Source organism: Kitasatospora viridis (genome assembly GCF_007829815.1).
In the GTDB taxonomy this organism is placed as follows: Bacteria; Actinomycetota; Actinomycetes; order Streptomycetales; family Streptomycetaceae; genus Kitasatospora; species Kitasatospora viridis.
Genome location: NZ_VIWT01000001.1, coordinates 2538105 through 2562539, shown reverse-complemented (window position 1 = coordinate 2562539; position 24435 = coordinate 2538105). Strand labels below are relative to the sequence as shown.

At 74.0% G+C, this 24435-nt stretch carries 22 protein-coding genes and 1 riboswitch; of the genes, 12 read left to right on the top strand and 10 right to left on the bottom strand.

All coding sequences use genetic code 11. The features are described from left to right. Positions 1-48: 48 nt before the first annotated feature. From nagA to FHX73_RS11275, 3 genes are all read right to left on the bottom strand, one after another. Complete coding sequence (nagA, locus tag FHX73_RS11285; RefSeq protein WP_145904888.1) at positions 49-1215, bottom strand: N-acetylglucosamine-6-phosphate deacetylase; 1167 nt, start codon at positions 1213-1215, stop codon at positions 49-51. Continuing rightward, positions 1212-2144, bottom strand: a complete 933-nt coding sequence (locus FHX73_RS11280; RefSeq protein WP_145904887.1) for an ROK family protein — start codon at positions 2142-2144, stop codon at positions 1212-1214. Before FHX73_RS11280 ends, nagA begins: the two co-directional genes overlap by 4 nt. A gap of 100 nt (positions 2145-2244) precedes the next feature. Next, positions 2245-3162, bottom strand: a complete 918-nt coding sequence (locus FHX73_RS11275; RefSeq protein ID WP_145904886.1) for an SIS domain-containing protein — start codon at positions 3160-3162, stop codon at positions 2245-2247. A 184-nt stretch (positions 3163-3346) separates the two neighbouring features. On the opposite strand from FHX73_RS11275, the gene FHX73_RS11270 reads away from it, so the two are divergent. From FHX73_RS11270 to otsB, 4 genes are all read left to right on the top strand, one after another. Then, on the top strand, positions 3347-4138 hold the full coding sequence (locus FHX73_RS11270) for a DeoR/GlpR family DNA-binding transcription regulator (protein WP_145904885.1): 792 nt from the start codon (positions 3347-3349) through the stop codon (positions 4136-4138). Positions 4139-4338: 200 nt separating this feature from the next. Further along, entirely contained in the window at positions 4339-5577 is a 1239-nt protein-coding gene (locus FHX73_RS11265) for an extracellular solute-binding protein (RefSeq protein WP_246213464.1), read from the top strand. Positions 5578-5624: 47 nt separating this feature from the next. Then, positions 5625-5852, top strand: coding sequence for a DUF3263 domain-containing protein (locus tag FHX73_RS11260; RefSeq protein ID WP_145904884.1), 228 nt, complete (start codon positions 5625-5627; stop codon positions 5850-5852). A 30-nt stretch (positions 5853-5882) separates the two neighbouring features. Continuing rightward, on the top strand, positions 5883-6734 hold the full coding sequence (gene otsB, locus FHX73_RS11255; protein ID WP_145904883.1) for a trehalose-phosphatase: 852 nt from the start codon (positions 5883-5885) through the stop codon (positions 6732-6734). On the opposite strand, the gene FHX73_RS11250 is transcribed toward otsB, so the two are convergent. Further along, positions 6724-8172: an alpha,alpha-trehalose-phosphate synthase (UDP-forming) gene (locus FHX73_RS11250; RefSeq protein ID WP_145904882.1), complete on the bottom strand. Its 1449-nt coding sequence runs from the start codon at positions 8170-8172 to the stop codon at positions 6724-6726. The two genes, otsB and FHX73_RS11250, sit on opposite strands and share 11 nt — an antisense overlap. A 63-nt stretch (positions 8173-8235) precedes the next feature. Further along, on the bottom strand, positions 8236-9252 hold the full coding sequence (locus FHX73_RS11245) for a glucosyl-3-phosphoglycerate synthase (RefSeq protein ID WP_145904881.1): 1017 nt from the start codon (positions 9250-9252) through the stop codon (positions 8236-8238). A 184-nt stretch (positions 9253-9436) separates the two neighbouring features. Then, positions 9437-9569: riboswitch (SAM riboswitch) on the top strand. Positions 9570-9586: 17 nt separating this feature from the next. Between FHX73_RS11245 and thrC the strand changes: the two genes are divergently transcribed. The 6 genes from thrC to FHX73_RS11215 all read left to right on the top strand — a co-directional run bounded on the left by thrC (position 9587) and on the right by FHX73_RS11215 (position 15122). Further along, a complete protein-coding gene (gene thrC, locus FHX73_RS11240; RefSeq protein ID WP_145904880.1) occupies positions 9587-10867 on the top strand; it encodes a threonine synthase in 1281 nt (426 codons plus the stop codon). Between the two features lie 47 nt (positions 10868-10914). Then, positions 10915-11193, top strand: coding sequence for a MoaD/ThiS family protein (locus FHX73_RS11235; protein WP_145904879.1), 279 nt, complete (start codon positions 10915-10917; stop codon positions 11191-11193). A gap of 493 nt (positions 11194-11686) precedes the next feature. Next, on the top strand, positions 11687-11890 hold the full coding sequence (locus tag FHX73_RS11230; protein ID WP_030289665.1) for a cold-shock protein: 204 nt from the start codon (positions 11687-11689) through the stop codon (positions 11888-11890). A gap of 345 nt (positions 11891-12235) precedes the next feature. Beyond that, positions 12236-13858: a chaperonin GroEL gene (gene groL / locus FHX73_RS11225; protein ID WP_145904878.1), complete on the top strand. Its 1623-nt coding sequence runs from the start codon at positions 12236-12238 to the stop codon at positions 13856-13858. A gap of 114 nt (positions 13859-13972) precedes the next feature. Further along, entirely contained in the window at positions 13973-14332 is a 360-nt protein-coding gene (locus FHX73_RS11220; protein ID WP_145904877.1) for a hypothetical protein, read from the top strand. A gap of 103 nt (positions 14333-14435) precedes the next feature. Continuing rightward, the gene (locus FHX73_RS11215) at positions 14436-15122 is read left to right on the top strand and encodes a copper homeostasis protein CutC (RefSeq protein ID WP_145904876.1); all 687 of its coding nucleotides are present in this window, start codon (positions 14436-14438) and stop codon (positions 15120-15122) included. A gap of 55 nt (positions 15123-15177) precedes the next feature. Here the strand turns inward: FHX73_RS11215 and FHX73_RS11210 are convergent, their stop codons facing one another. Continuing rightward, a complete protein-coding gene (locus tag FHX73_RS11210) occupies positions 15178-17244 on the bottom strand; it encodes a HelD family protein (protein ID WP_145904875.1) in 2067 nt (688 codons plus the stop codon). A gap of 307 nt (positions 17245-17551) precedes the next feature. Between FHX73_RS11210 and FHX73_RS11205 the strand changes: the two genes are divergently transcribed. Beyond that, a complete protein-coding gene (locus tag FHX73_RS11205) occupies positions 17552-17764 on the top strand; it encodes a hypothetical protein (protein WP_145904874.1) in 213 nt (70 codons plus the stop codon). 27 nt (positions 17765-17791) lie between these two features. On the opposite strand, the gene FHX73_RS11200 is transcribed toward FHX73_RS11205, so the two are convergent. The 3 genes from FHX73_RS11200 to FHX73_RS11190 form a co-directional block, all read right to left on the bottom strand. Then, positions 17792-19447, bottom strand: a complete 1656-nt coding sequence (locus tag FHX73_RS11200) for a DNA repair helicase XPB (protein ID WP_145904873.1) — start codon at positions 19445-19447, stop codon at positions 17792-17794. Between the two features lie 105 nt (positions 19448-19552). Next, positions 19553-20281: a purine nucleoside phosphorylase YfiH/LACC1 family protein gene (locus tag FHX73_RS11195; RefSeq protein WP_145904872.1), complete on the bottom strand. Its 729-nt coding sequence runs from the start codon at positions 20279-20281 to the stop codon at positions 19553-19555. 34 nt (positions 20282-20315) lie between these two features. Then, positions 20316-22820: a helicase-associated domain-containing protein gene (locus FHX73_RS11190; protein ID WP_145904871.1), complete on the bottom strand. Its 2505-nt coding sequence runs from the start codon at positions 22818-22820 to the stop codon at positions 20316-20318. A 164-nt stretch (positions 22821-22984) separates the two neighbouring features. Here FHX73_RS11190 and FHX73_RS11185 point away from each other — a divergent pair, with 164 nt between their 5' ends. Continuing rightward, positions 22985-23788, top strand: a complete 804-nt coding sequence (locus tag FHX73_RS11185; RefSeq protein WP_145904870.1) for a hypothetical protein — start codon at positions 22985-22987, stop codon at positions 23786-23788. Between the two features lie 25 nt (positions 23789-23813). Here the strand turns inward: FHX73_RS11185 and FHX73_RS11180 are convergent, their stop codons facing one another. After that, on the bottom strand, positions 23814-24398 hold the full coding sequence (locus tag FHX73_RS11180; protein WP_145904869.1) for a TetR/AcrR family transcriptional regulator: 585 nt from the start codon (positions 24396-24398) through the stop codon (positions 23814-23816). Positions 24399-24435 lie beyond the last annotated feature (37 nt).

The window sequence follows — 24435 nt, the reverse complement described above, 5'->3', positions numbered from 1 at the left end:
CCGGCGGCCCGGGAGGGGTCCGCGACCCCTCCCGGCGCTGACGGCCGGTCAGCCCGCGCGGGTGAAGCGCTCGGCGCCCTTGATCCACTCGCCCCGGCGGACCACGGCGACCAGCTCGAAGGTGTCGGAGTCGAGCACCACCAGGTCGGCGTTCTTGCCGACCTCCAGCGAGCCGACCGTGTCGGCCAGGCCGAGCAGTTCGGCCGGGCGGCCGGAGATCGACCGGACGGTCTGCTCCAGCGTCAGCCCGTTGATCAGCACCGAGCGCTGGAACGCGACGTCCAGGGTGAGCGTGGAGCCGGCGATCGAGCCGCCCTCCACCAGCCGGGCCACGCCGTTCTCCACCCGGACCTGGAGCGGGCCCAGCGGGTAGAGGCCGTCGCCCATGCCGGCCGCGCCCATCGCGTCGGTGATCAGCGCGACCCGGTCGGCGCCGGCCGTGCCGTAGGCCAGGTCGAGCACCGAGGGGTGCAGGTGGGTGCCGTCGTTGATCAGCTCGACGGTGACCCGCTCGTCCTCCAGCAGGGCGATGATCGGGCCGGGGGCGCGGTGCTGGATGCCCGGCATCGCGTTGAACAGGTGGGTGGCGACGGTGGCGCCGGCCTCGATCGCCTCCAGGGTCTTGGCGTAGTCCGAGTCGGTGTGGCCGACCGCCGCGACCACCCCGAGGTCGGCCAGCAGCCGGACCGACTCCAGGCCGCCGGGCAGCTCGGGCGCCAGGGTGACCATCTTCGCGGTGCCGCGGGCGGCGTCCACCAACTTGCGCACCAGCGCCGGGTCCGGGTCCCGCAGCAGGTCCGGGCGGTGCGCGCCGCACCGGCCGGGCGAGATGAACGGGCCCTCGAAGTGCACGCCGGCCAGCACGCCGTCCTCGACCAGCTCGGAGAGCACGGCCGCCTGCCGGCAGACCTCGTCGATCTCCGCGGTGACGGTGGAGGCCATCGTGGTGGTGGTGCCGTGTTCCAGGTGGGTGCGGGCCGCGGTGAGCGCCTCCTCGGCCACGCCGGAGGCGTAGGACGCGCCGCCGCCGCCGTGCACGTGCAGGTCGACGAAGCCCGGGACCACGGTGCAGCCGGTCAGGTCCAGTTCACCGGGGACGGCCGGGCCGCCGATCGCGGTGATGGTGCTGCCCGAGAAGGCCAGCCGGCCGTCCTCGACGACCCCGGTGGGCAGGACCAGCCGGGCTCCGGCGAGGGTTGCAGCGAGCGCGGTCACGCGGTCACCTCCGTTGAGAGCAGGTCCCAGGCGAGCAGGCCGGCGCCCAGGGAGGCGGCGGTGTCTTTGAGCATGGCGGGTACCACCTTCGGGGGCATCTGGAAGGTCAACCGCTCGGCGACCGCCGCGCGCAGGGGAGTGAAGAGCGTGTCACCGGCCTCGGCGAGCCCGCCGCCGACGATCACCGTGGACGGGTCGAGCAGGCTCTGCGCCAGCACGATGCCGTCGGCCAGCGCGTCGACCGCCTGCTGCCAGACCGTCAGCGCGGCCGGGTCGCCGGCCAGTACGGCGGTGGCGCAGTCGGCGGCGTCGGCGGCGGGATCGCCGCTGGCCCCGGCCCAGGCGCGGGAGACGGCCGAGGCCGAGGCCAGGGTCTCCAGGCAGCCCTTGGCGCCGCAGCCGCAGGCCGGGCCGCCGGGGCGGACCACTACGTGGCCGATCTCCCCGCCGTAGCCGTGCGCGCCCGCCTCGATCCGGCCCTCGATGCCGATGGCGCCGGCGATGCCGGTGCCCAGCGCGATGAAGAGGAACCGGTCCACGCCCCGGCCGGCGCCGAGCCGGCCCTCGGCCAGCCCGCCGGTGCGGACGTCGTGGCCGAGGGCGACCGGCAGGCCGCCGAGGCGCTCGCCGAGCAGCTTGCGCATCGGCAGGTCCCGCCAGCCGAGGTTGGCGGAGAAGACGGCGATCCCGTTCTTCTCGTCGATGGTGCCCGGCACCGCGACGCCGGCCGCCGACGGAGCCTGCCCGAAACGGCGCAGGCCCTCCTCGGCGAGGTCGGCGGCGAAGTCGAGGATGGTGGCGACGACGGCGTCCGTGCCGTGCTCCCGCCCGGTCGGTCGGCGTGCTTCGAACAGCACGGAGCCGTCCTGGGCGAGCAGCGCGGCCTTCATGCCGGTGCCGCCTACATCGAGTGCGATGACGTGCTTCACGGGGGACAGTTTCCCTTGACCGAGGAGGAGAGGTCTAGTCCAGTGGTGGGATTGGTCCGGTCCGGTCGGGGTGAGCTTGGTCGCGCGGCGCGCACCGGGGTCAGAGCTGCACCGAGCGGGTCAGCGCCCGCGGGCGGTCCGGGTCCAGTCCGCGGGCCCCGGCCAGCTCCACCGCCAGGCGGTGCACCCGGACCAGGTCGGCCATCGGGTCCAGCCCGCCGGCCGCCGAGTCGCTGACCAGCAGTCCGCCGGTCGCGGCGACCTGCGCGCCCAGGCCCTCCGGCAGGGTGCCGAACATCCAGGCGGCCCGCCCGGGGGCGGTGATCGCGACCGGTCCGTGCCGGTACTCCATCGCCGGGTATGCCTCGGTCCAGAAGGACGCCGCCTCGCGCAGCTTCAACCCGGCCTCCAGGGCCAGGCCGTTGGTCCAGCCGGCGCCCAGGAAGGTGATCTGCTCCACCTCGGTCAGGCCGGCCGGCAGCGGTCCGGCCAGTGCCCGCTCGGCGTCGGCCGCCGCCCGCTCCACCGTGGCCGTGCCCGGCGGCAGCGCGCCGGACAGTTCGAGGTGGGCGCGCAGCAGGGCGAGCGCGCTGGTGGCGAACCGGGTCTGCACCACCGAGCGCTCGTCGGCGAAGTCCAGCACCACCAGCCGGTCGGCGGCCCGCTTGACCGGGGTGGCCGGGTCGGCGGTGAGGGCGGTGGTCGGGGTCCGGCCGGACAGCCGGTCGAGCAGGGTGAGCACCTCGGTGGTGGTGCCGGACCGGGTGATCGCCAACACCCGGTCGTAGGACCGGGCGTAGCGGAACTCGGAGGCCGCGAACGCGTCGGTCTCGCCCTGCCCGGCCGCCTCGCGCAGCGCCGCGTAGGCCTGGGCCATGAACCAGGAGGTGCCGCAGCCGACCACGGCGACCCGCTCGCCCGGTGCCGGCAGGTCGGCGCCGGCCGGGGCGGCCAGTGCGGCGGCGCGGCGCCAGCAGGCCGGCTGGCTGGCCAGCTCTTCGGCGGTGAGTGCGCTCATGCCGTTCCTCTCCAGTGCGCTTCTACTGCTCTTCTACTTCTCTGCGTGAAGGTGATTGTTTTATAGCCGTTGCGATCAGAACCGCGCAATAGTCCGTCGGGCCTGCGGACGCCGCCGCAGGCGGGGGCGGCCTTGTGCGACGCTGTCCGGACAGCGGGTGGACGAGAGCAAGGGATGGCGCGGCGTGTCCAGGTACGAGCGGTGGAACGGTCTCCTCGAACTCCTCGCCGAGCAGGGCAGGTTGGAGGTCGAGGAGGCGGCCGCCGCGCTCGGCGTCTCGGCCGCCACGATCCGCCGCGACCTGGACCAGCTGGCCCGCCAGCAGATGGTCACCCGGACCCGCGGCGGCGCGGTCGCCCACAACGTCTCCTACGACCTCCCGCTGCGCTACAAGACCGCCCGGCACGCCGACGCCAAGCAGCGGATCGGCCAGGCCGTCGCCGCGCTGATCGCCCCCGGCGAGGTGGTCGGCCTGAACGGCGGCACCACCACCACCGAGGTGGCCCGCGCCCTCGCGGTCCGCCCCGAGCTGGCCGAACGGCCCGAGGTCGGCGGGCAGTCGCTCACCGTGGTGACCAACGCGCTCAACATCGCCAACGAACTGACGGTCCGTCCGGCGGTGAAGATCGTGGTCACCGGCGGGGTGGCCCGCCCGCAGTCCTACGAGCTGATCGGCCCGCTGGCCGCCGCCGTGCTCGGCGAACTCACCCTGGACGTCACGGTGCTGGGGGTGGACGCGCTGGACGCCGGGGCCGGCGCCACCGCGCACCACGAGGGCGAGGCCAGCGTCAACCGGCTGCTCGCCGAGCGGGCCCGCCGGGTGGTGGTGGCCGCCGACTCCTCCAAGCTCGGCCACCGGGCCTTCGCCAAGATCTGCGGGCTGGAGGCGATCGACACCCTGGTGACCGACGCGGACGCCGACGAGGAGCTGATCGCGGCCTTCACCGAGGCCGGCGTCCAGGTGCTCACCGTCTGACCTGCGGCGCACGGCAGTTGACGGGCCGTCCGGGGCTCCGGCTGGGCGTTGCGCCCTGCGCAACGAGGCGACCCACTTCGGTAACGTTCGGCGACTTCAGGTTTCTGGTTCAGACCACTCGGTGGCAACCTTCCGTCACCCCCGATACCTGTGCGCCCGAAGGCGGTCCCCCGTTGAAGTCCCGGCTCAGCGCTGCGCTCGTGACCAGTACCCTGCTGCTCTCCGGTTGCGGGGTGCTCGGCCTCGACGGGAACGGCACCGTCACCCTCCAACTGGTGGCCGCCGACTACGGCGACAGCCCCGCCACCAGCTCGCAGCACTACTGGGACGACCTGGCCAGGCGCTTCGAGGCGGCCAACCCGAAGATCAAGGTCGACGTCCGGGTCTACAGCTGGAACGACATCGACGCCCGGGTCGCCGCGATGGTCAAGGCCGGCCACTCGCCCGACATCGTGCAGACCGGCGGCTTCGCCGACAAGGTGGCCGCCAACCAGCTCTACCCGGCCCGGGACGTGCTCTCGATGGACACCGAGGCGAACTTCCTGGACGTCTTCAACCGGGCCGGGGAGGTGCTCGGCACCCAGTACGGCATCCCGTTCGTCTCCTCCTCGCGGACCTTCTTCTACAACAAGACGATCTTCGCCAAGGCCGGCATCGCCCAGCCGCCGGCCAGCTGGGCCGACCTCAAGGCGGACGCCGCGCTGATCAAGGCCAAGGTGCCCGGGGTCACCCCCTACGCGCTGCCGCTCGGCCCGGAGGAGGCCCAGGCCGAGTCGATGATGTGGACGATGAGCGGCGGCGGCGGGCTGACCGACGACGCCGGCGTCTACACCCTGGACAGCAAGGAGAACCAGGAGACCTTCGCCTGGCTCAAGCAGAACCTGGTGGACCCCCACCTGACCTATCCCGACCCGGGATCGGTCAACCGCCAGACCGCCTTCGACGACTTCGCGGCCGGCAAGGTGGCGATGCTCAACGGCCACCCGGCACTGGTCCAGAAGGCGGCGCAGGCGAAGGTCGACTACGGCACCGCGCCGATCCCCCGCAAGGACCCGGCCACCAAGGACCGCACCCTGGGCGTGGCCGACTGGATGATGGCCTACACCGCCAACGGGCACCGGCAGCAGATCCGCGACTTCCTCAACTTCGCCTACACGAAGGACAACACGCTCGCCTTCGACGAGCAGTACAACCTGCTCCCGGTCACCCAGGACACCCTGGACGACATGACCAACAGCGGCCGGCACCCCGACCTCAAGCCGTTCCTGGACGCGCTGCCGGCCGCCAGCTTCTACCCGCTCGGCGACCCGGCCTGGGACACCGTCAGCGGCCGGCTCAAGACCGACATCGGCAAGGCGGTCTCCGACGACCCGGGCCCGGTGCTCACCGGCCTGCAGCAGTTCGCCGAGACGACCAGCAAGAAGGCCCGCGGCCAGTAGTCGGGCGGCTTGCCCGGGACGTCGGTGCGCTGCGGGAGAATGGCGGGATGACCGAGCTGACCGAGCGCGAGCGGGCCGTGCTGGCCCTGGAGGCCCGCGGCTGGCGCACCCAGGGGGCCAAGGAGCAGGCGGTCCGCGAGGAACTGGGCATCTCCGCCACGCGGTACTACCAGCTGCTCAACGCCCTGCTGGACCGCGAGGAGGCGCTCAAGCAGGACCCGGTCCTGGTCAACCGGCTGCGCCGGATCCGGGCCGCCCGCCGGGCCGAGCGTTAGCCGACCCGCGCCCTGGGTAGGTTGGCGGGCATGCTGCAGGAACCGACCACCACCGCCGGCCGGGCGGGCCTGGCCGCACTGCTGGCCGACCCGGCCCGGGCGCTGCTCGCCCTCGACTTCGACGGCACCCTGGCGCCGATCGTCGCCGACCCCGAACGGGCCGCCGCCCACCCCGGCGCCGCCGCCGCGCTGGCCGCGCTGGCCGGGCGGATCGGCACCGTCGCCGTGGTCACCGGCCGCCCGGCGCTCGCCGCCGTCCGGCTCGGCGGCTTCGCCGACACCCCCGGACTGGAGCGCCTGGTGGTGCTCGGCCACTACGGGGCCGAGCGCTGGGACGGCGCCACCGGCCGGCTGACGGCCCCTCAGGTGCACCCCGGGGTGGCCGCCGTGCGGGCCGAACTGCCCGGCCTGCTGGCCGCCCTGGACGCGCCGGAGGGCACCTGGCTGGAGGACAAGGACCGCTCGCTGGCGGTGCACACCCGGCGCACCGCCGAGCCGGACGCCCTCCTGGAGCGGCTGCGCGGCCCGCTGGCCGAGCTGGCCGCCGCGCACGGGCTCGCCGTGGAACCCGGCCGGATGGTGGTCGAACTGCGCCCGCCCGGGGTCGACAAGGGCGCGGCGCTGACCGGGCTGGTCGGCGAGCGGGCGGCCGGCGCGGTGCTCTACGCCGGGGACGACCTGGGCGACCTGGCCGCCTTCGCCGCCGTCGAGCGGCTGCGCGGCGCCGGGCTGCCCGGGCTGCTGGTGGCCAGCGGCCCGGTCACCGGCGAACCGCCGGTGCGCGAGGTGGCCGAGCGGGCCGACCTGGTGGTGCCCGGGCCGGCCGGGGTGGTGGCGCTGCTGGAGGGGCTGGCCCGGGCGCTGGAGGGTCTCAGGCGCTGAGCTCCGCGAGCTGATCGAGGAACCACTGCTGCGGCGGCAGCGCGGTGGCCGCCGCGGCCAGCCGCTTGGTGCGCTCGGTGCGCTCGGCGACGGGCATGCCGAGCGCGCGGTGCAGTGCGTCGGCGGTGCCCAGCACGTCGTACGGGTTGATCCCGATCGCGTCCTCGGCCAGTTCCGGCCAGGCCCCGGCCTCCCGGGAGAGCACCAGCGCGCAGCCCGCGTCGGAGACCACCGGGACCTCCTTTGCGACCAGGTTCATGCCGTCCCGGATCGGGTTGACCAGGGCCACGTCGGCCAGCCGGTAGGCGGCCAGCGAGCGGGCGAAGTCGTCCTCCACCTGGAGTATCAGCGGCTGCCAGCGCGCGGTGCCGAACTCGGCGTTGATCTCCTCGCTGATCCGGCGCACCTCGGCGGTGTACTCGCGGTACTCGGCCAGGTCCTGCCGGGAGGGGTAGGCGAAGGCGACGTGCACCACCCGGTCGTGCCACTCGGGGCGGGTGCGCAGCAGGTGCCGGTAGGCCTGCAGGCCGCGGACGATGTTCTTGCTCAGCTCGGTGCGGTCCACCCGGACGATGGTGCGCCGGTCGCCCACCTGCTGCCTGAGCGCGGCGAGCCGCTGGTCCACGTCCGGCCGGTGCGCGCGCTCGCGCAGGAACTCGCCGTCGGCGCCGAGCGCGTGCACGCCCAGCCTGGTGGTCCGGCCCCGGTGGGTGACCGAGAGGTCGGCCCGGTCGACGGTGGCGCCCAACACCTGCTCGCAGCAGTCGGCGAAGGCCTCGGCCCAGCGCCGGGTGTGGAACCCGGCCCGGTCGGCGCCCAGCACGCCGGTGAGCACGGCCGCCGCCCGGTCGTCCGGCAGCAGCCGGAAGTAGTCGGCCGGCGCCCACGGGATGTGCAGGAAGTAGCCGATCCGCAGGTCCGGGCGCAGCTCGCGGAGCAGCTCGGGCACGAGGGTGAGGTGGTAGTCCTGCACCAGCACCGCGGCGCCGGGCGCGGCCTCGGCGGCCAGCGCCTCGGCGAAGGCCGCGTTGTAGGCCCGGAAGCCGGCCCACTGCTCGCCCGCCCGCCGGTCGAAGGCGGGCGAGGTCGGGGTGGCGTAGAGCATGTGGTGGAGGAACCAGAGGGTCGAGTTGGCCACGCCGTTGTAGGCCCGGTCGAACACCTCGGGGTCCAGGTCCAGCATCCGCACGGCCTGCCCGCCGACCTCGAAGCCGGCCCGGTCGAGCCGCCCGTCGGGCGAGCGCCGGGCCGCCGCCCGGTCGGCCTCGCCGAGTGCGGCGCAGACCCAGACGGCGTTCGGGTCGTCGATCGCGGAGAGCCCCGAGACCAGTCCGCCGCCGCCGCGGCGCAGGCTGAGACTGCCGTCCGCCGCGGTCGAGAAGGACACCGGGCCCCGGTTCGAGGCCACCAGGATGCGTGCGGTCGTTTGATCGGCCATATCTCGAACCTTGCCGGGGCCGCCGTGCGGCAAACCAGGACGTCGGCCACACCCCGGGACCGGTCAGCTCCGGCCGGACCGCTCCCGGTACTGCGGCAGTTCGATCACCGGGGGGCGCTCCAGCGCCGTGACCGGGTGGTCGTGGGCGGTGAACTCCCTGGTCACCGGGTCGCGGGAGAACTGGGTGAGCACCGGGCGGGCCAGGTCCTCGGCCGCCTTGAGCCGGTGGGTGCGGTCCAGCCGCTCCAGCGCGGTGCGGTAGATGGTGGCGGCCATCCGGCCGAGCGCCTGGCCGTCCTGGTGGCGGTGGTGCCGCACCCCGACGTCGACCTGGGCCAGCGCGTCCAGCCCGACCAGGTCCAGGGCGTCCACCAGCAGGCCGAGCTCCACCCCGTAGCCGGTCGGGAAGGGCAGCCGCTCCAGCAGCGAGCGGCGGGCCGCGTACTCGCCGCCGAGCGGCTGCACGAAACCGGCCAGTTGCGGCCAGTGCAGGTTGAGCAGCGGCCGGGCGACGAGTTCGGTGACCCGCCCGCCGCCGGCCGGCACCACCGCGCCGCCCTCCTCCAGCGGGCGGTCGTACATCGCCTTGACCAGGTGCACGTCCGGTTCGGTGAGCAGCGGCCCGACGATGCCGGAGACGAAGGCCGGGTCGAACTCGCGCAGGTCGGCGTCGATGAAGCAGACGATCGCGCCGCTTGTCACCATGAGTGATCGCCAGAGCACCTCGCCCTTGCCGGGCACCGCGGGCACCTCGGGCAGCACGGCGTCGCGCTGCACGACCCGGGCGCCGGCGGCGGCGGCGACTTCGGCGGTCCGGTCGGCGGAGCCGGAGTCCACCACCACGAGCTCGTCCACCAGCGGGACGCGCTCCATCAGTTCGCGGCGGATCACCTCGACGATCCCGCCCACGGTGGACTCCTCGTCCAGCGCCGGCAGCACCACGCTCACCGTGCCGGCCGGTCCGGCGGCCCGCTTGGCGGCGAGCAGCTCGGACAGCGGCCGGTCCGCCGCCGTCCAGGACCTGCGACGCAACCAGCGCGCTGCCTCCGGGAGAAGCTCCGGGCTCTGCTGGGCTGGCAAATCTCGCTCCTTGTCGGCTCTCTGAAATGGTCGCGGCCGTCTCGCGTAGCGGACGGTAGCGGTCAGCTGTCGTGCCTTCGGCTACAGTCTTCGTACTGCGATCAGACCTTCGCACACCGGGGTGGACCGCCGGCCAACTTGATCATCATGGCCGCCGGCTTCGCAGTCGGTGACAACTTCATAGAGCTCATCCAGAGGGACTGAGGGAACGGCCCGTTGACGTCCCGGCAACCTTCTCGACCGGCCTGTAGCAGGCCCCGGCGGGACAGGTGCCAATTCCGGCCTGTGGCGCGCCCGCGCCACGGGGAAGATGAGGAGAGAGGCCTCCGCCATCATGGCTACCGCTACCCCTGTCGCCGCGACGTCCGATGTTGACCTCGGCCCCGCCACCGCGCTGTCCTGTCGCGAGTGCGGCACCCGGTTCCCGCTCGGCCCCAGCTTCGCCTGCCTGGAGTGCTTCGGGCCGCTGGAGATCGCCTACGACTACAGCGGCTACGACACCGAGGAGCTGCGCAAGCGGATCGAGGCCGGGCCGGCCTCGATCTGGCGCTACGCCCCGCTGCTGCCGGTGCCGGCCGACGTGGCCGGCAAGCCCAACCTGAACCCCGGCTGGACCCCGCTGGTCAAGGCCGACCGGCTGGGCGCCGAGCTCGGCTTCACCGCCCAGCTGCACATCAAGGACGACTCCGGCAACCCGACCCACTCCTTCAAGGACCGGGTGGTGGCCTGCGCGATCGAGGCGGCCCGGGCCTTCGACTTCACCACCCTGTCCTGCTCCTCCACCGGCAACCTGGCCGGCGCGGTGGGCGCCGCGGCGGCCCGCGCGGGCCTGCGCTCCTGCGTCTTCATCCCGCACGACCTGGAGCACGCCAAGATCGTGGTGGCCGGCGTGTACGGCGGCGACCTGGTCGGCATCGAGGGCAACTACGACGACGTCAACCGGTTCTGTTCGGAGCTGATCGGCGACCCGGCCGGCGAGGGCTGGGGCTTCGTCAACGTCAACCTGCGGCCGTACTACGGCGAGGGCTCCAAGACCCTGGCCTACGAGATCTGCGAGCAGCTCGGCTGGCGGCTGCCCGAGCAGATCGTCATCCCGATCGCCTCCGGCTCCCAGCTCACCAAGATCGACAAGGGCCTGCAGGAGCTGATCAAGCTCGGCCTGGTCGAGGACCGCCCGTACAAGGTCTTCGGCGCCCAGGCGACCGGCTGCTCCCCGGTGGCCGCCGCCTTCAAGGACGGCCGGGACGTGATCCGCCCGGTCAAGCCGGACACCATCGCCAAGTCGCTGGCGATCGGCAACCCGGCCGACGGCCCCTACGTGCTGGACATCGCCCGGCGCACCGGCGGCGCGGTGGAGGACGTCACCGACGCCGAGGTGGTCGAGGCGATCAAGCTGCTGGCCCGCACCGAGGGGGTCTTCGCCGAGACCGCGGGCGGCGTGACCATCGGCGTGCTCAAGAAGTTGGTCGAGAGCGGTCAGCTGGACCCGGCCAAGGAGACCGTGGCGATCAACACCGGCGACGGCCTGAAGACGCTGGACGCGGTGGCCGGGACCGGCCTGACCGCGACCATCCGGCCGACCCTGGAGTCCTTCCGGGCCGCCGGGCTGGTCTGAGCCGCCTCCCCCACCCCCCAGATCCCCCCGAACCAGGAGAGCCACCGATGAGCGCCACCGTCCGCATCCCCACCATCCTGCGCCCCTACACCGACGGCCGGTCCGAGGTGACCGCCGAGGGCGCCACCCTGGCCGAGGTGATCGCCGACCTCGACCGCAACCACGCCGGCATCGGCGCCCGGGTGCTGGACGACGCCGGTGCGCTGCGCCGGTTCGTCAACGTGTACGTCAACGACGACGACGTGCGCTTCGACCAGGGCCTGGCCACCGAGGTCAAGGACGGCGCCACCGTCTCCATCATCCCGGCCGTGGCGGGCGGCTGCTGACGGTCCGTCGGCACACCCCAGGGGCGTCGCCCGGCCACTGCGGCCGGGGGCGCCCCGCCGTCGTGCCCGGGGCGGTGCGAGCAGCCCGGAGGCTGGGGCATAGGCTGTGCCCCGGCGTCCCGACCGTTGAGACATAGCTGCCCACGCGCACGCGGATTCATGTCGGCGACGCGTCAGAATTATTTGGACAATTCGCGGCTTCCGCCCGCTATGTCCGAGGCGAATTGCCGAACTCTGTCGTATTCCTCCCCTCCTGTCCGTCGGCCGGGTGGCTGAATTGGCGTTCAGTGACCCTGTTGCAGAGGGCTCCGATCCGGATACATTCAGCCGCGGTCGACGCATCCGCCTGTCCTCGGGACGCCAACTGGCAACCGGGGGCGGGTTGCTGCGGCAGGATCACGCCCCGGGGGGACACCTTCGGCATGGTCCGCCAGACCCGGGTCCGCGACCAGCGGGCGCGTGAAGGGCCAGTACAGCACTAGGGGAGTTCGGAATGGCTCAGGGCACCGTCAAGTGGTTCAACGCGGAGAAGGGCTACGGCTTCATCGCGGTCGACGGTGGTGCGGACGTGTTCGTCCACTACAGCGCGATCCAGATGGACGGCTACCGCACCCTCGAGGAGGGCCAGCGGGTCGAGTTCGAGATCTCCCAGGGGCAGAAGGGCCCGCAGGCGGACATGGTCCGCGCGGCGGTCTGATCCTTTCCGAACCTCGGAGTATCGGCTCTCACCGAGCTGGTGGACCAAGCGGCCGAGCCCGCACCCGACACCCCGTCAGGGGCCGGGGGCGGGCTCGGCCGCTTCCGTCGTCCCGGGGCGCCGCCGGGGGTGGCCGGCATCGTGCCGCCGTCCTCAAGGAGCTTGCACTCGCCACCCCAGAGTGCTAATCATTGGCGTTAGCACTCAGAGCTTGAGAGTGACAAACGGACCGGGTCGGTGAGGCCTCGGGGCGTGGCTGGGGAAAGGCCCCCCGCACCCCACGGCCGTCCGTCGCGGGCGCCCCCTGGTCCGAGCAGTCGACCGTGTCCTGGAGGACCACTTCCGATGGCCAAGATCATCTCGTTTGACGAGGAAGCTCGCCGCGGCCTTGAGCGCGGCATGAACCAGCTTGCCGACGCCGTCAAGGTGACGCTGGGCCCCAAGGGCCGCAACGTCGTCCTTGAGAAGAAGTGGGGCGCCCCCACGATCACCAACGACGGTGTCTCGATCGCCAAGGAGATCGAGCTCGAAGACCCGTACGAGAAGATCGGCGCCGAGCTCGTCAAGGAGGTCGCCAAGAAGACCGACGACGTCGCGGGTGACGGCACCACCACCGCCACCGTGCTCGCCCAGGCCCTGGTTCGCGAGGGTCTGCGCAACGTCGCCGCCGGCGCCAACCCGATGGCCCTCAAGCGCGGCATCGAGAAGGCCGTCGCCGCCGTCTCCGACCAGCTGCTGGCCCAGGCCCGCAACGTCGAGACCAAGGAGCAGATCGCGGCCACCGCCTCGATCTCCGCCGCCGACACCCAGATCGGCGAGCTCATCGCCGAGGCGATGGACAAGGTCGGCAAGGAAGGCGTCATCACCGTCGAGGAGAGCAACACCTTCGGTCTGGAGCTTGAGCTCACCGAGGGCATGCGCTTCGACAAGGGCTACATCTCGGCCTACTTCGCCACCGACCTGGAGCGTATGGAGGCGTCCTTCGACGACCCGTACATCCTGATCGCCAACTCCAAGATCGGCTCGGTCAAGGACCTGCTGCCGCTGCTGGAGAAGGTCATGCAGTCCGGCAAGCCGCTGCTGATCATCGCCGAGGACGTCGAGGGCGAGGCCCTGTCGACCCTGGTGGTCAACAAGATCCGCGGCACCTTCAAGTCCGTCGCCGTCAAGGCCCCGGGCTTCGGCGACCGCCGCAAGGCCATGCTGGGCGACATCGCCATCCTGACCGGTGGCACCGTGATCTCCGAGGAGGTCGGCCTCAAGCTGGAGAACGCCGGTCTCGACCTGCTGGGCACCGCCCGCAAGGTGGTCATCACCAAGGACGAGACCACCATCGTCGACGGTGGCGGCGACAGCGACCAGGTCGCCGGCCGGGTCAACCAGATCCGCGCCGAGATCGAGAACAGCGACTCGGACTACGACCGCGAGAAGCTCCAGGAGCGCCTCGCCAAGCTGGCCGGCGGCGTGGCCGTCATCAAGGCCGGCGCGGCCACCGAGGTCGAGCTCAAGGAGCGCAAGCACCGCATCGAGGACGCCGTGCGCAACGCCAAGGCGGCCGTCGAGGAGGGCATCGTCGCCGGTGGCGGCGTGGCGCTGCTGCAGGCCGGTGTCGCGTTCGACAAGCTGGAGCTCGAAGGCGACGAGGCCACCGGTGCCAACATCGTGAAGGTCGCGCTGGAGGCCCCGATCAAGCAGATCGCCACCAACGCCGGCCTTGAGGGTGGCGTCGTGGTCGAGAAGGTCCGCAACCTGCCCGCCGGCCACGGCCTGAACGCCGCGACCAACGAGTACGTGGACCTGGTCGCCGAGGGCATCATCGACCCGGCCAAGGTCACCCGCTCCGCGCTGCAGAACGCCGCCTCCATCGCGGCGCTCTTCCTCACCACCGAGGCCGTCATCGCCGACAAGCCGGAGAAGGCCGCCGCGGCCGCCGGCGGCGGCATGCCGGGCGGTGACATGGACTTCTGATCCTTCGTTCGAAGGATCGGCCGTTCCGCTTCGCGAGGGCGGTCTCCCCGAGGGGAGGCCGCCCTCGCGGCATTTCCCGAACGTCTCTCGAAACGTCTCTCGAAAGGACTTGGCATGCCGGACCTGGAAGCCGCGCTGCACGCGGCCCGGGCCTCGATCCTGGCCGACCTGCAGGCCCGCGAGGCGGCCGACGCGGCCGTGGTCTCGCTGGTCGAGGCGGCGGTGGTGCACCGCCGCTGGTGGCTGGAGCAGTGGCCGCAGGGCACCGAGTACGTGCTCGGGCTGGTCGCCCAGGACGTGCAGGACGCGCTGCTGGAGAGCCACGGCCGCTGGCCGATCTGCGCGGACTGCCAGGCGGCCGAGGGCGAGCTGCACGCGCTCGGCGTGGAGCCGGAGTTGGGCCCGGACCCGCACTGGGTCTGCGGGCGCCGCGGGGTCGTGGTGGCGCCGGTGGGGTCGCTCGGTCCGGCCTGACGGCGGGCCGGCCCGGGCCCGGCGGCCGTTCGGGTGTGCCGGGCCGTTCTCCGGCGTGCCAGGGGCTCGCGAGGGGGACCGGTGATGTGGCAGGGTAGCTGATATGTCTAGACCAATTCTCGAAGTCATCGCGCTGACGGCGCAGGATGCCCAGGCCGCGCAGTCCGGCGGCGCCGACCGGCTCGAACTGGTCACCGACATGGCCGCCGACGGACTGACCCCCACGGTCGCCGACTTCGCCGCGATCCGGGCCGCCGTCACCCTGCCGCTGCGGGTGATGCTGCGGATCCGCGACGGCTTCGCCCCGGGCGACCTGGACGAGCTGCTGGCCCGGACGGCGGCCCTGCGGGCCGAGGGCGCCGACGAGTTCGTGTTCGGCTTCCTGACCCCCGACGGCCGGCCCGACCTGCCCGCCGTGCGGGCCGTCGCCGAGGCCGTGGCCGGCTGCCGCTGGACCTTCCACCGGGCGATCGACCACAGCGCCGACCGGTCCGCGGTGCGCGCCGCGGTGGGCGAACTGGCCGGCCTGGACACCTTCCTCACCTCCGGCGCCGCCGCCGGGGTGGACGCCGGGCGCGAGGTGCTGGCCGGCGAACTGGCCAAGGCCGGGGAACCCGGCTACCGGCAGCGGATCCTGATCGGCGGCGGGCTGCGCGAGGAGCACCTGCCCGGGCTGCGGGCCGAGGGCTTCGACGCCTTCCACGTCGGCGGGGCGGTCCGCCGGGACGGCTGGACCACCCCGGTGGACCCGGCCAAGGTGGCCCGCTGGCGGGCCCTGATCGACGGCTGACGGGGCGTCCGATCCGCCGCCGGGCGGTCGGACGCCCCGTCAGGTCCGGCCGGGCTCAGCCGAGCTCGGCCGGCAGCGGCTCGGCGTGCAGCACCGTCAGCCCGGAGACCGCACGGGTCAGCGACACGTACAGCCGGCGCAGCCCGGTGCGCCGGTCCGGCTCGCCGGCCACCACCTCGGCCGGCTCGTCCAGCACCACGTAGTCGTACTCCAGACCCTTGGCCAGCGAGGCCGGCACCAGGGTCAGCCGGGCCTCGGCGGTGGTCTCGGTGCCCGGGGTGAGGAACGGCAGGCCGGCCTCCGCCAGCGCCTCGGCCAGCGCCGGGATCCGGGCGTCGGCCGCGATCAGACCGGTCGAGCCCTCCCGGTCCAGCGCCTCCAGGCAGGCCAGCAGCACCGCGTCGGTGCGCCCGTCGGCGGTGGTCGCACGGATCGTCAGGGAGTCCTGGCCGGTGCGGATCGAGGTGGCCGGGGCCAGCCCCGGGGCGATCGCCGGGAGCAGCCGGGAGGCGTAGGAGATCACCTGCTCGGGCACCCGGAAGCCGGTGGTCAGCTCCTCCACGTGGGCGCCCGCCTTGCCCAGGTGGTGCAGCGCCTCCGGCCAGCTCGCGGTGGCCCACGGGGTGGTGCCCTGGGCCAGGTCGCCGAGCACCGTGGCCGAACCGGTGGTGCAGCGCCGGCCGACCGCGCGGTACTGCATCGGGGAGAGGTCCTGGGCCTCGTCCAGCACCACGTGGCCGAGCGAGGGGGTGCGCTCCACCAGGTCGGTGGCCTCGTCCACCAGCACCGCGTCGGCGGGCGTCCAGGGCGCCGTCTTGACGGACCGTCCGGGCTTGGGCCACAGGACCGCGGCCTGCTCCTCGGGGGTGAGCAGGCCGTCCGCGCAGCGGGCCAGGAACTCGGCGTCGCCGAGCAGCCGGAGCACCAGCTTGGCCGGGTCCACCGGCGGCCAGCAGGCCTTCACCACGGCCTTCACCTCGCGGGAGCGGGCCACCGCGTCCTGCACCCGGTCGTCCGGGGCCTCGCCGCCCTGCTCCATCTTCAGCAGCACGGTGTGCGCGATGCGCTGCGGCAGGGCCGCCATGGCCGCCCCGTAGCGGATCTCCCGGCCGGTCAACTCCTCGATGATCTCGACCAGTTCGTAGGCGGGCACGCGCCAGCGCCGGGAGCCGCGGACCACCACGCAGGGCTCGGTCGGCAGGGTGATGCCGTCGCGCACCGCGCGGCGCAGCACCTCGGCCATCCGCGCGTCGCCCTTGATCCGGGCCGCCTCGGCGCCGTCCTGCGCGCGCACCTCGACGTGCGACACCAGCTCCTGCACGGTCGCCTGGGCGACCTCCAGCTCGCCGAGCGCGGGCAGCACCTGCTCGATGTAGGAGAGGAAGGAGCTGTTCGGCCCGATCACCAGGGTGCCGGCCTTGGCCAGCCGCTCCCGGTGCGCGTACAGCAGGTACGCCACCCGGTGCAGGCCGACCGCGGTCTTCCCGGTGCCCGGGGCACCCTGCACGCAGACCGTGCCGCCCAGCTCGGCGCGGACGATCTCGTCCTGCTCGGGCTGGATGGTGGCGACGATGTCGCGCATCGGGCCGACGCGGGGCTTCTCGATCTCGGCCGCGAGCAGCGCGGAGGCCTTGGCCTGCTCCGCCGGGTCGCTCAGGTTCTCGTCCTCGTAGGCCGTCAACTCGCCGCCGGTGTAGCCGAACCGGCGGCGCTTGGCGATGTCCATCGGCTCGGTGCGGCTGGCCTGGTAGAAGGTCTGGGAGACCGGGGCGCGCCAGTCGATCACCATCGGATCGCCGCCGGCGTCGTGCACGTGCCGCCGGCCGATGTAGAACCGGGCCCCGCCCGCGCCCTCCGAGACGTCCTCGGAGATCGAGTGCAGGAAGTCCAGCCGGCCGAAGAACAGCGGGGTGTGCACCAGGTCTGCCAGCGCGGCGATCCGGCGCTGGATCTGCTCGTGCAGCACCTGCTGGGTGACCCAGGTGCCGGCGACGTCGGAGATGTCCAACTGCTCGGCGTCCTCGCGCATGGCGCGCAGGGCGGCGCGCGAGGAGGCGAGGTGGTCCCGTTCGCGCTGCAGCGGGTCGTCGGCGGGAACGGTGGTGGGGGCGGCGGATTGCACAGCGAACCTTCCCGGCCGCGCCGTCCGGGCGCGGCGGTCTCGTCGTAGCTCACGGTGGTGGACTGCCTGGCCGGTTGCCGAACGGCCAGGGCCTCGCGACAACACGGGCCGGGAGGGGCAAGACCGGTCAGCTTAGACCCTGCCGCGCTTCGCGGGCCAACCTGTTTTCCCCCGCCCCGGGGCGCCGCTCGGGGTCGCCCCTCCGTCCCGGGTAGGGGACGGGTACGTCCCGAGGACGACTTCGGTCCCGACGGTTGCGGCCTTTGGGGTGATGTGCCCGGGCTGTCGGAAACCTACCGTGGAACACATGAGCACCGTTCGTCTGACGGCGCCCCCGGCAGCGGCCAAGACCCCCCGGGCGCGCACCACCACCGAGTCCCCGTCCACCCCCTCCGGCGCCACCGCGGCGGACCGTCAGCGCCGGCGAAGGCCGTTGGGCACGGTCGTGCGCAACGCCGGGATCCTGCTCGACACCGCCGCGCGCGTGGCCTTCCTCGGGCGCGACGGCGTCAAGCTGTAGGCCTCGCTGCTACTGCAGCCCTTCCGGCTACGCGTCGTCGGCGTCGACGCCCTGCCTGATGTCATCGGCGTCGATGATGCGGTACGCGTACCCCTGCTCGGCCAGGAAGCGCTGGCGGTGGGCCGCGAAGTCCTGGTCCACGGTGTCGCGGGCCACCACCGAGTAGAAGTGCGCCGCGTGGCCGTCCGCCTTCGGACGCAGCACCCGGCCGAGCCGCTGGGCCTCCTCCTGGCGCGAGCCGAAGGTCCCGGAGACCTGGATCGCCACCGTCGCCTCCGGCAGGTCGATCGAGAAGTTCGCCACCTTGGAGACCACCAGCACGCTGATCTCCTTGGTGCGGAAGGCGTCGAACAGCTTCTCCCGCTGGGCGTTGCTGGTCTCGCCCTTGATCACCGGGGCGTCCAGCGCCACGCCCAGCTCGTCCAGCTGGTCGATGTACTGCCCGATGATCAGGGTCTGGTCGCCCCGGTGCTTCTTCACCAGCGACTCCACCACCCGCTGCTTGGTCGCGGTGGTCGAGCAGTAGCGGTAGCGCTCCTCCGGCTCGGCGGTGGCGTAGGCCAGCCGCTCCGAGTCGGTCAGGGTGACCCGCACCTCGCAGCAGTCGGCCGGCGCGATGTAGCCCTGCGCCTCGATCTCCTTCCACGGCGCGTCGAACCGCTTGGGGCCGATCAGGCTGAACACGTCGCCCTCCCGGCCGTCCTCGCGGACCAGGGTGGCGGTCAGGCCGAGCCGGCGCCGGGCCTGCAGGTCGGCGGTGAACTTGAAGACCGGCGCGGGCAGCAGGTGCACCTCGTCGTAGACCACCAGGCCCCAGTTGCGGGCGTCGAAGAGCTCCAGGTGGGCGTAGCTGCCCTTCCGCTTGGTGGTCATCACCTGGTAGGTGGCGATGGTGACCGGGCGGATCTCCTTGCGGGTGCCGCTGTACTCGCCGATCTCGTCCTCGGTCAGCGAGGTGCGCTTGACCAGCTCGTGCTTCCACTGCCGGGCCGAGACGGTGTTCGTCACCAGGATCAGCGTGGTCGACTTGGCCTCCGCCATCGCGGCCGCGCCGACCAGCGTCTTGCCGGCGCCGCAGGGCAGCACCACCACGCCGCTGCCGCCGTGCCAGAAGCCCTCCACCGCCTGCCGCTGGTAGGGGCGCAGCTGCCAGCCGTCCTCGCGCAGCTCGATCGGGTGCGCCTCGCCGTCCACGTAGCCGGCGTGGTCCTCGGCCGGCCAGCCCAGCTTCAGCAGCACCTGCTTGATCTGCCCGCGCTCCGAGGGGTGCACGATCACCGTGTCCGGCTCGATCCGGGCGCCCACCAGCGGGACGACCTTCTTGGACTTCAGCACCTCCTCCAGCACCGGGCGGTCGGTGGTGGTCAGCACCAGTCCGTGCACCGGGTGCTTGAGCAGCTGGAGCCGACCGTACCGGGCCATCGTGTCGGCGACGTCCACCAGCAGGGCGTGCGGCACCGGGTAGCGCGAGTACTTCACCAGCGCGTCCACCACCTGCTCCGCGTCGTGCCCGGCCGCCCGCGCGTTCCACAGCCCCAGCGGCGTGATCCGGTAGGTGTGCACGTGCTCGGGCGCCCGCTCCAGCTCGGCGAACGGCGCGATCGCCCGGCGGGCCTCGGCGGCCTGGGGGTGGTCGATTTCGAGCAGCAGGGTCTTGTCGCTTTGGACGATCAGGCAGGACACGCAAACCTCCGGGCGCGGGCCGACGACTGGGCGGCGGACATCCGTCCAGTCTCCCTCATCGGCGGGACCGGCCGCGGGCCCTTCGGCGCCCCGGGGCCGGCGGGGTCAGTCCCCGGCCAGCCAGACGTAGGCGGCGAACCGGCCCGTGGGGTCGTCGCGGCGGTGCGAGAACAGGCCGTGGTCCTCGATGGTGCAGCGCGGATCGCGGCGCACGTCGGTCACGCCGGCCCGGCCGAGCTCGGCGGCGATGCCCGCGGGCAGGTCCAGGGCCGGGGTGCCCCAGCTGGTGGTGGACCAGGTCTCGGGGACGGTCGCGGCCGCCTCCTCGCGCATCGCGGCCGGCACCTCGTAGCAGCGGCCGCAGGCGGCCGGGCCGATCAGCGCGGTGGTGCGGGCGGGGTCGGCGCCGGCCCCGGCCATCGCGGCCAGCAGGTTGACGGCGACCCCGGTCAGCGTGCCGGCCCGGCCGGAGTGCGCGGCGCCGACCACCCGGGCCACCGGGTCGGCGAGCAGCACGGCGGCGCAGTCGGCGCCCAGCGAGGCGAGGGCCAGACCGGGCTCGGTGGTCCAGACACCGTCCAGCGGCGGGGCCTCGGCGCCCCACGGCCGGTCCACCCGCTGGACGTCGGGGCTGTGCACCTGGCGCATCCAGACCACCCGGTCGGCGGCCAGCCCGAGCTGACCGGCCGTCAGGTCGCGGTTGCGCAGCACGTTCGCGTAGTCGTCGGCGGTCGCCCCGCCCAGGTTCCGGCTCCCGTACGGCTCCGGACTGACCCCGCCGCTGCGGTCGCTGACGGCGTAACGGACCCCGGGCACGAGCAGCTGCGCTTCCATGCGCCCGAGCTTAGGGGGTGCCGTGACGCACCCCTCAGTCGTCCGCCAGTTCGGCGACGCCGGTGATGCGGTGGAGGGCGAAGGTGGCGAGCTTGTCGGCCTGGTGGTCGAAGGCGGTGACGTAGCCGCCCTCGACCTTGACCGGGTCGATGACGCGCTGGGTGGCCAGGCCCTCGGCGTTGATGTAGCCGATCCACATGCGCTCGCCGAGCAGCACGGCGGTCTGCAGCGCGGCCAGGGTGTCGGCGGCCGCGGTGCGCGGGAGCTGGGCGCCGGCGGGGCCGGGGACGGTCTCCCGGCGGTGCGCGGTGGCCGCGTGGTCGCCGGCCCGGATCGCCTTCACGGCGGCGGCCAGCAGCACGTCGTCCGGCACGGCCGGCCCGTCGGCGACCGGTGCGGGCGCGGTGCGCGGCGGCGTGCGGTGGCTGTCCGGCCGGGTGATCACCAGGTCTCCCTCGGCCGACTCGGCGGCCGGCGCGTACCCCATCGACCGCAGCACCGTGAGCACCGTGTCGGGCGCGGCCTGGGCCGCCAGCACGGTCGGCGCGAGCAGCCGCAGCCGCAGCTCGGCGGTCCGCCGGTCGGCCTGCACCTCGGCGAGCAGCGCCGGGTCGTCGCACCGCAGGTAGGCGCAGGCGGCGCCGACCCGCAGCACCCCGTGCCGCCGGGCCACGTCGTCGATCAGGTAGGCGAGCGGCTGCGGCACCCCGGTGCGCGAGTGCTGCTCCAGGAAGGAGTGCAGTTCGGCGGCGGTGCGCCCGGCGTCCAGGGCGCGGCGGACCGACTCGGCGGTGAACCGGTAGACGGTCGCCCCGCCCTTGGACTCGATCTCCGCGCAGAGCGCCAGCACCTGGGCGAGCGGGGTGAGCAGCGGCCCGGGCGCGATCGCGGTCAGGTCGGGCTGCAGGATGACCCGGTCCAGCGGCTCGGGCAGCAGCGGCGCCAGCACCGGCGCCGGGTCCCGTCCGGCCAGCAGCGCGCGGGCGGCCGAGCCGAGCGCCCCGCGCCCGGTGATCCCGAGCTGCTCGGCCTCGGCCAGGGTGAAGCCGGTGAGCTGGGTGCGCAGGTCGCGCCCGTCCGGTCCGAGCGCCCCGCCGCGCAGCGGCCGGTACCAGCGCTGCACCGGCAGCAGCGCCTCGGCGTCGGCCACCCCGCCCGGCGGCAGGTCGGCGAGCAGGCTGAGCACCGCCCGCCGGGTGGCGGGGGCCAGCACCCGGTCCAGTTCCGGTCCGAGCGGCGCCCGGGGCTTGCCCTTGCCGTCCACCGTGCCGACCAGCCCGGCCACCCGGGTGGCGGCCAGCCAGCCGCGGGCCAGCACCGCCCAGCGCTCGGCGACCGGCAGCTGCAGCCACTGGTCGTAGGCCGGGGTGGGCGCCCAGAGCTCTCCGGTGTCCCCGCCGTCGGGGGCCATCAGCCCGGCGCCGTAAGCGAGTTCGAGCCAGAACGCGGCCTGCGGCTCGGTGCAGTCCAGGGCGGTGGCGGTGCGCTTGAGGTCGCGCACCCCGAGCCCGCCGGCCCGCAGCGCGGGCGGCGGCTGCAGGCCCCAGAGCTCCAGCAGCTCCTCCACGGTGCGCACCGCGGTGTGCGCCTGCCCGGCCGCCGCGCCGTCCACAGCCTGTGGATCGCGCTCGGCGGTCGGCACCAGCGGCGGCGGGCCGGGCCGCACCGACCGGTGGCTGCGGCCGCCGCGCAGGTGCAGCGCCAGCTCCCGGGGCAGCACCACGCTGCCGGGGCCGGAGGGCAGCAGCAGGCCGCGGGCCAGCAGCCACTCGATCGGGCTGCGCGCCTGCTCGGCGGTGACCGGCCGGCCCGCGTCCGGCACGGTGCCGGTGGGCGGCCCCCAGACCAGCTTCTCCAGCACCCCGAGCGCGGCCGGCGGCGCCTCGGCGAGCAGCGCGGCGCAGCGCTTGCGGTCGGTGAGCAGGTCGGTCAGCGCGGCGACGGCGGTCACCGGGTCGGGCGTGCCGGGCAGCCCGGCGCCCTGCAGCAGCTGCTGCAGCCGGGCCGGGGACATGCCCAGGGTGGCCTCCGAGAGGGTCGGCCCGAGCCCGGTGCCGCCCGGCGCGCCGGCCGTCGGGGCCAGCGCCTCGCGCACCGCGATGACCAGGTGCAGCGCGCCGTCCGGGCCCCAGAGCAGGGCCCGCTCGCGCAGCGCGGCCAGCGCGCCGGGCAGGGCGGCGAGCACGGCGGACCGGTCCACCGGTTCGGCGTCCGGGTGCGGCTTGGCGCCGCGGGCCGGGCCGGCCAGCAGGTCGCGGACCACCGTGTCCGGGCAGCCGGTCGAGCTCTCGCCGGGGGCGGCGGCCAGCGCCTCGGCCACCTGCAGGGTGAAGGCGTCCAGCCGCTCCAGCGCGCGCAGCGCGGAGGCCCGGCCGGAGAGCCGGGCGGAGAGCTGGGTGAGGTCGGTCGGCACCGGGTTGAGCAGATCGGGGCGCAGCCGCAGCAGCGTGGCGAGCTGTTCGTCGCCGCTGGCGCGGAGCTCGTCGGCGAGGGTGCGGGCCCGGGCCCGGCCGGGGCGTCCGTTCGACTCGGTGGTCATCCGATTCAGGGTAGTCGCCGGATCCGGCCGACGGGGTCCCGGCCTGGAACCGGGTGCCGCTGACACCGGGTCAGTCCGCTCGGCGGGTGGGTCTCGCCTGGCCGGGTCCGAGTCGGTAGCGTCAGCGGCGGCGGGGCCTGGAGTACGGAACAGGGTGGCGGGCGATGGCGGGAGAGCAGTCGGGCGGACGGCCCGGGGACGGCGGGTCGGCGGGCGGCGAGGGCCGGGCGCTGACCGGGGGGCTCTCCGGCGGCGAGTGGTGGCGCACGGACTTCGGCGGGCAGTCGGACTTCGGCGGGCAGCCGGCCGAGGACAGCGTCTACGCCCCCGAGACGCCGACCGCCGGGCCCCCGGCGTCCGGGCCCGCGGCCCCGGCGCCCCAGGTGCCGGTCACGCCGCCGAGGCCGAGCGCGCCGCCGCGCCCGGTGGGGGAGCCGCCGACCCGGCCGGCCGTGCCGACCGCCGCCGACTTCGCCGGCTGGGACTCGGTGGTGATCGAGTTCCCGCCGGACGACGCCGAGCCCGCCCCGGCCAAGCCGATCCCGGACCAGCGGGCCGGCGAGCCGGAGCCGGAGGCCGCGGAGGAGGCCGGGCCGGAGCAGCCGGGCCGCCGCTTCATGGACGGCCGCCGCCCCTCCCCGCTGCTGCTGCTCGCCGCGGCGGTGCTGGTCGGCGGCGCGGTGAGCGGTCTGATCCTGGTGCTGCTGATCGGCTGGGCGCTGACCTACCTGTCCCGGCGGCTGGGCGACCTGACCAAGAAGTTCGCGGTCTTCGGCATCCCGCTGATCGCGATGACCGCGTCCAGCCTCTGGGTCTGGGGCCGCGCCCAGGACCGCTGGGGGAGCCCGCTGGCCAAGGGCGACCCGGCCACCCGGGCGCTGCTCACCGCCGCGCCGGGCGTGCTGCGGCTGGCCGGCGTGCTCACGGCGCTGTTCATCACCGCGCTGGCGATGCGCCGGCGCCGGTAGCCGCGGCGGTGAGCGGCGCCCGGGGTCACTGCCCGAGCTTGCGGGCCAGCGCCACCAGCGCCGCGCGCCGGCTCTGCGGCGAGTCGTCCGGCACCCCGGCCATCACCATGGCGATCACCTTGGGCGCGGCGAACCACCAGGCGGAGAGCGCGAAGACGGCGTAGAGCAGGTGCTGCGGCAGCAGGTCCGGGCCGACCCGGCCGGCCTGCTGGGCGGACCGGACGGCGGCGATCCGCTCGGCGTAGTAGGCGGCCCGTTCGTTGTCCCGCGAGGTCGGGGTGGGTTCCAGCAGCAGGCCCTCCCAGCGCAGCAGGCGCAGGAAGTTCGGGTTGGCCGAGTGCCAGTCGAAGAGCAGTCCGGCGAACTCGCCCAGGTCCTCGCAGTGCGCGGGCATGGGTGAGGCGGCGGCCATCACCTTGGCCAGCTCCTGGTCGATGACGTGCCCGAACAGCTGCTCCTTGTTGCCGAAGTACTGGTAGATCCGCTCCTTGTTGACGCCCGCGTTGCGGGCGATCCGGTCCACCCGGGCACCCTCGGGGCCGAACTCGGCGAACTCCTGGACCGCGGCGTCGAGCAGCAGTTGCTTGGTCCTCTGGGTGTCCCATGGCATGCGGCAAGCCTAGCGGCACTGTCCAACCAGGTGGTTG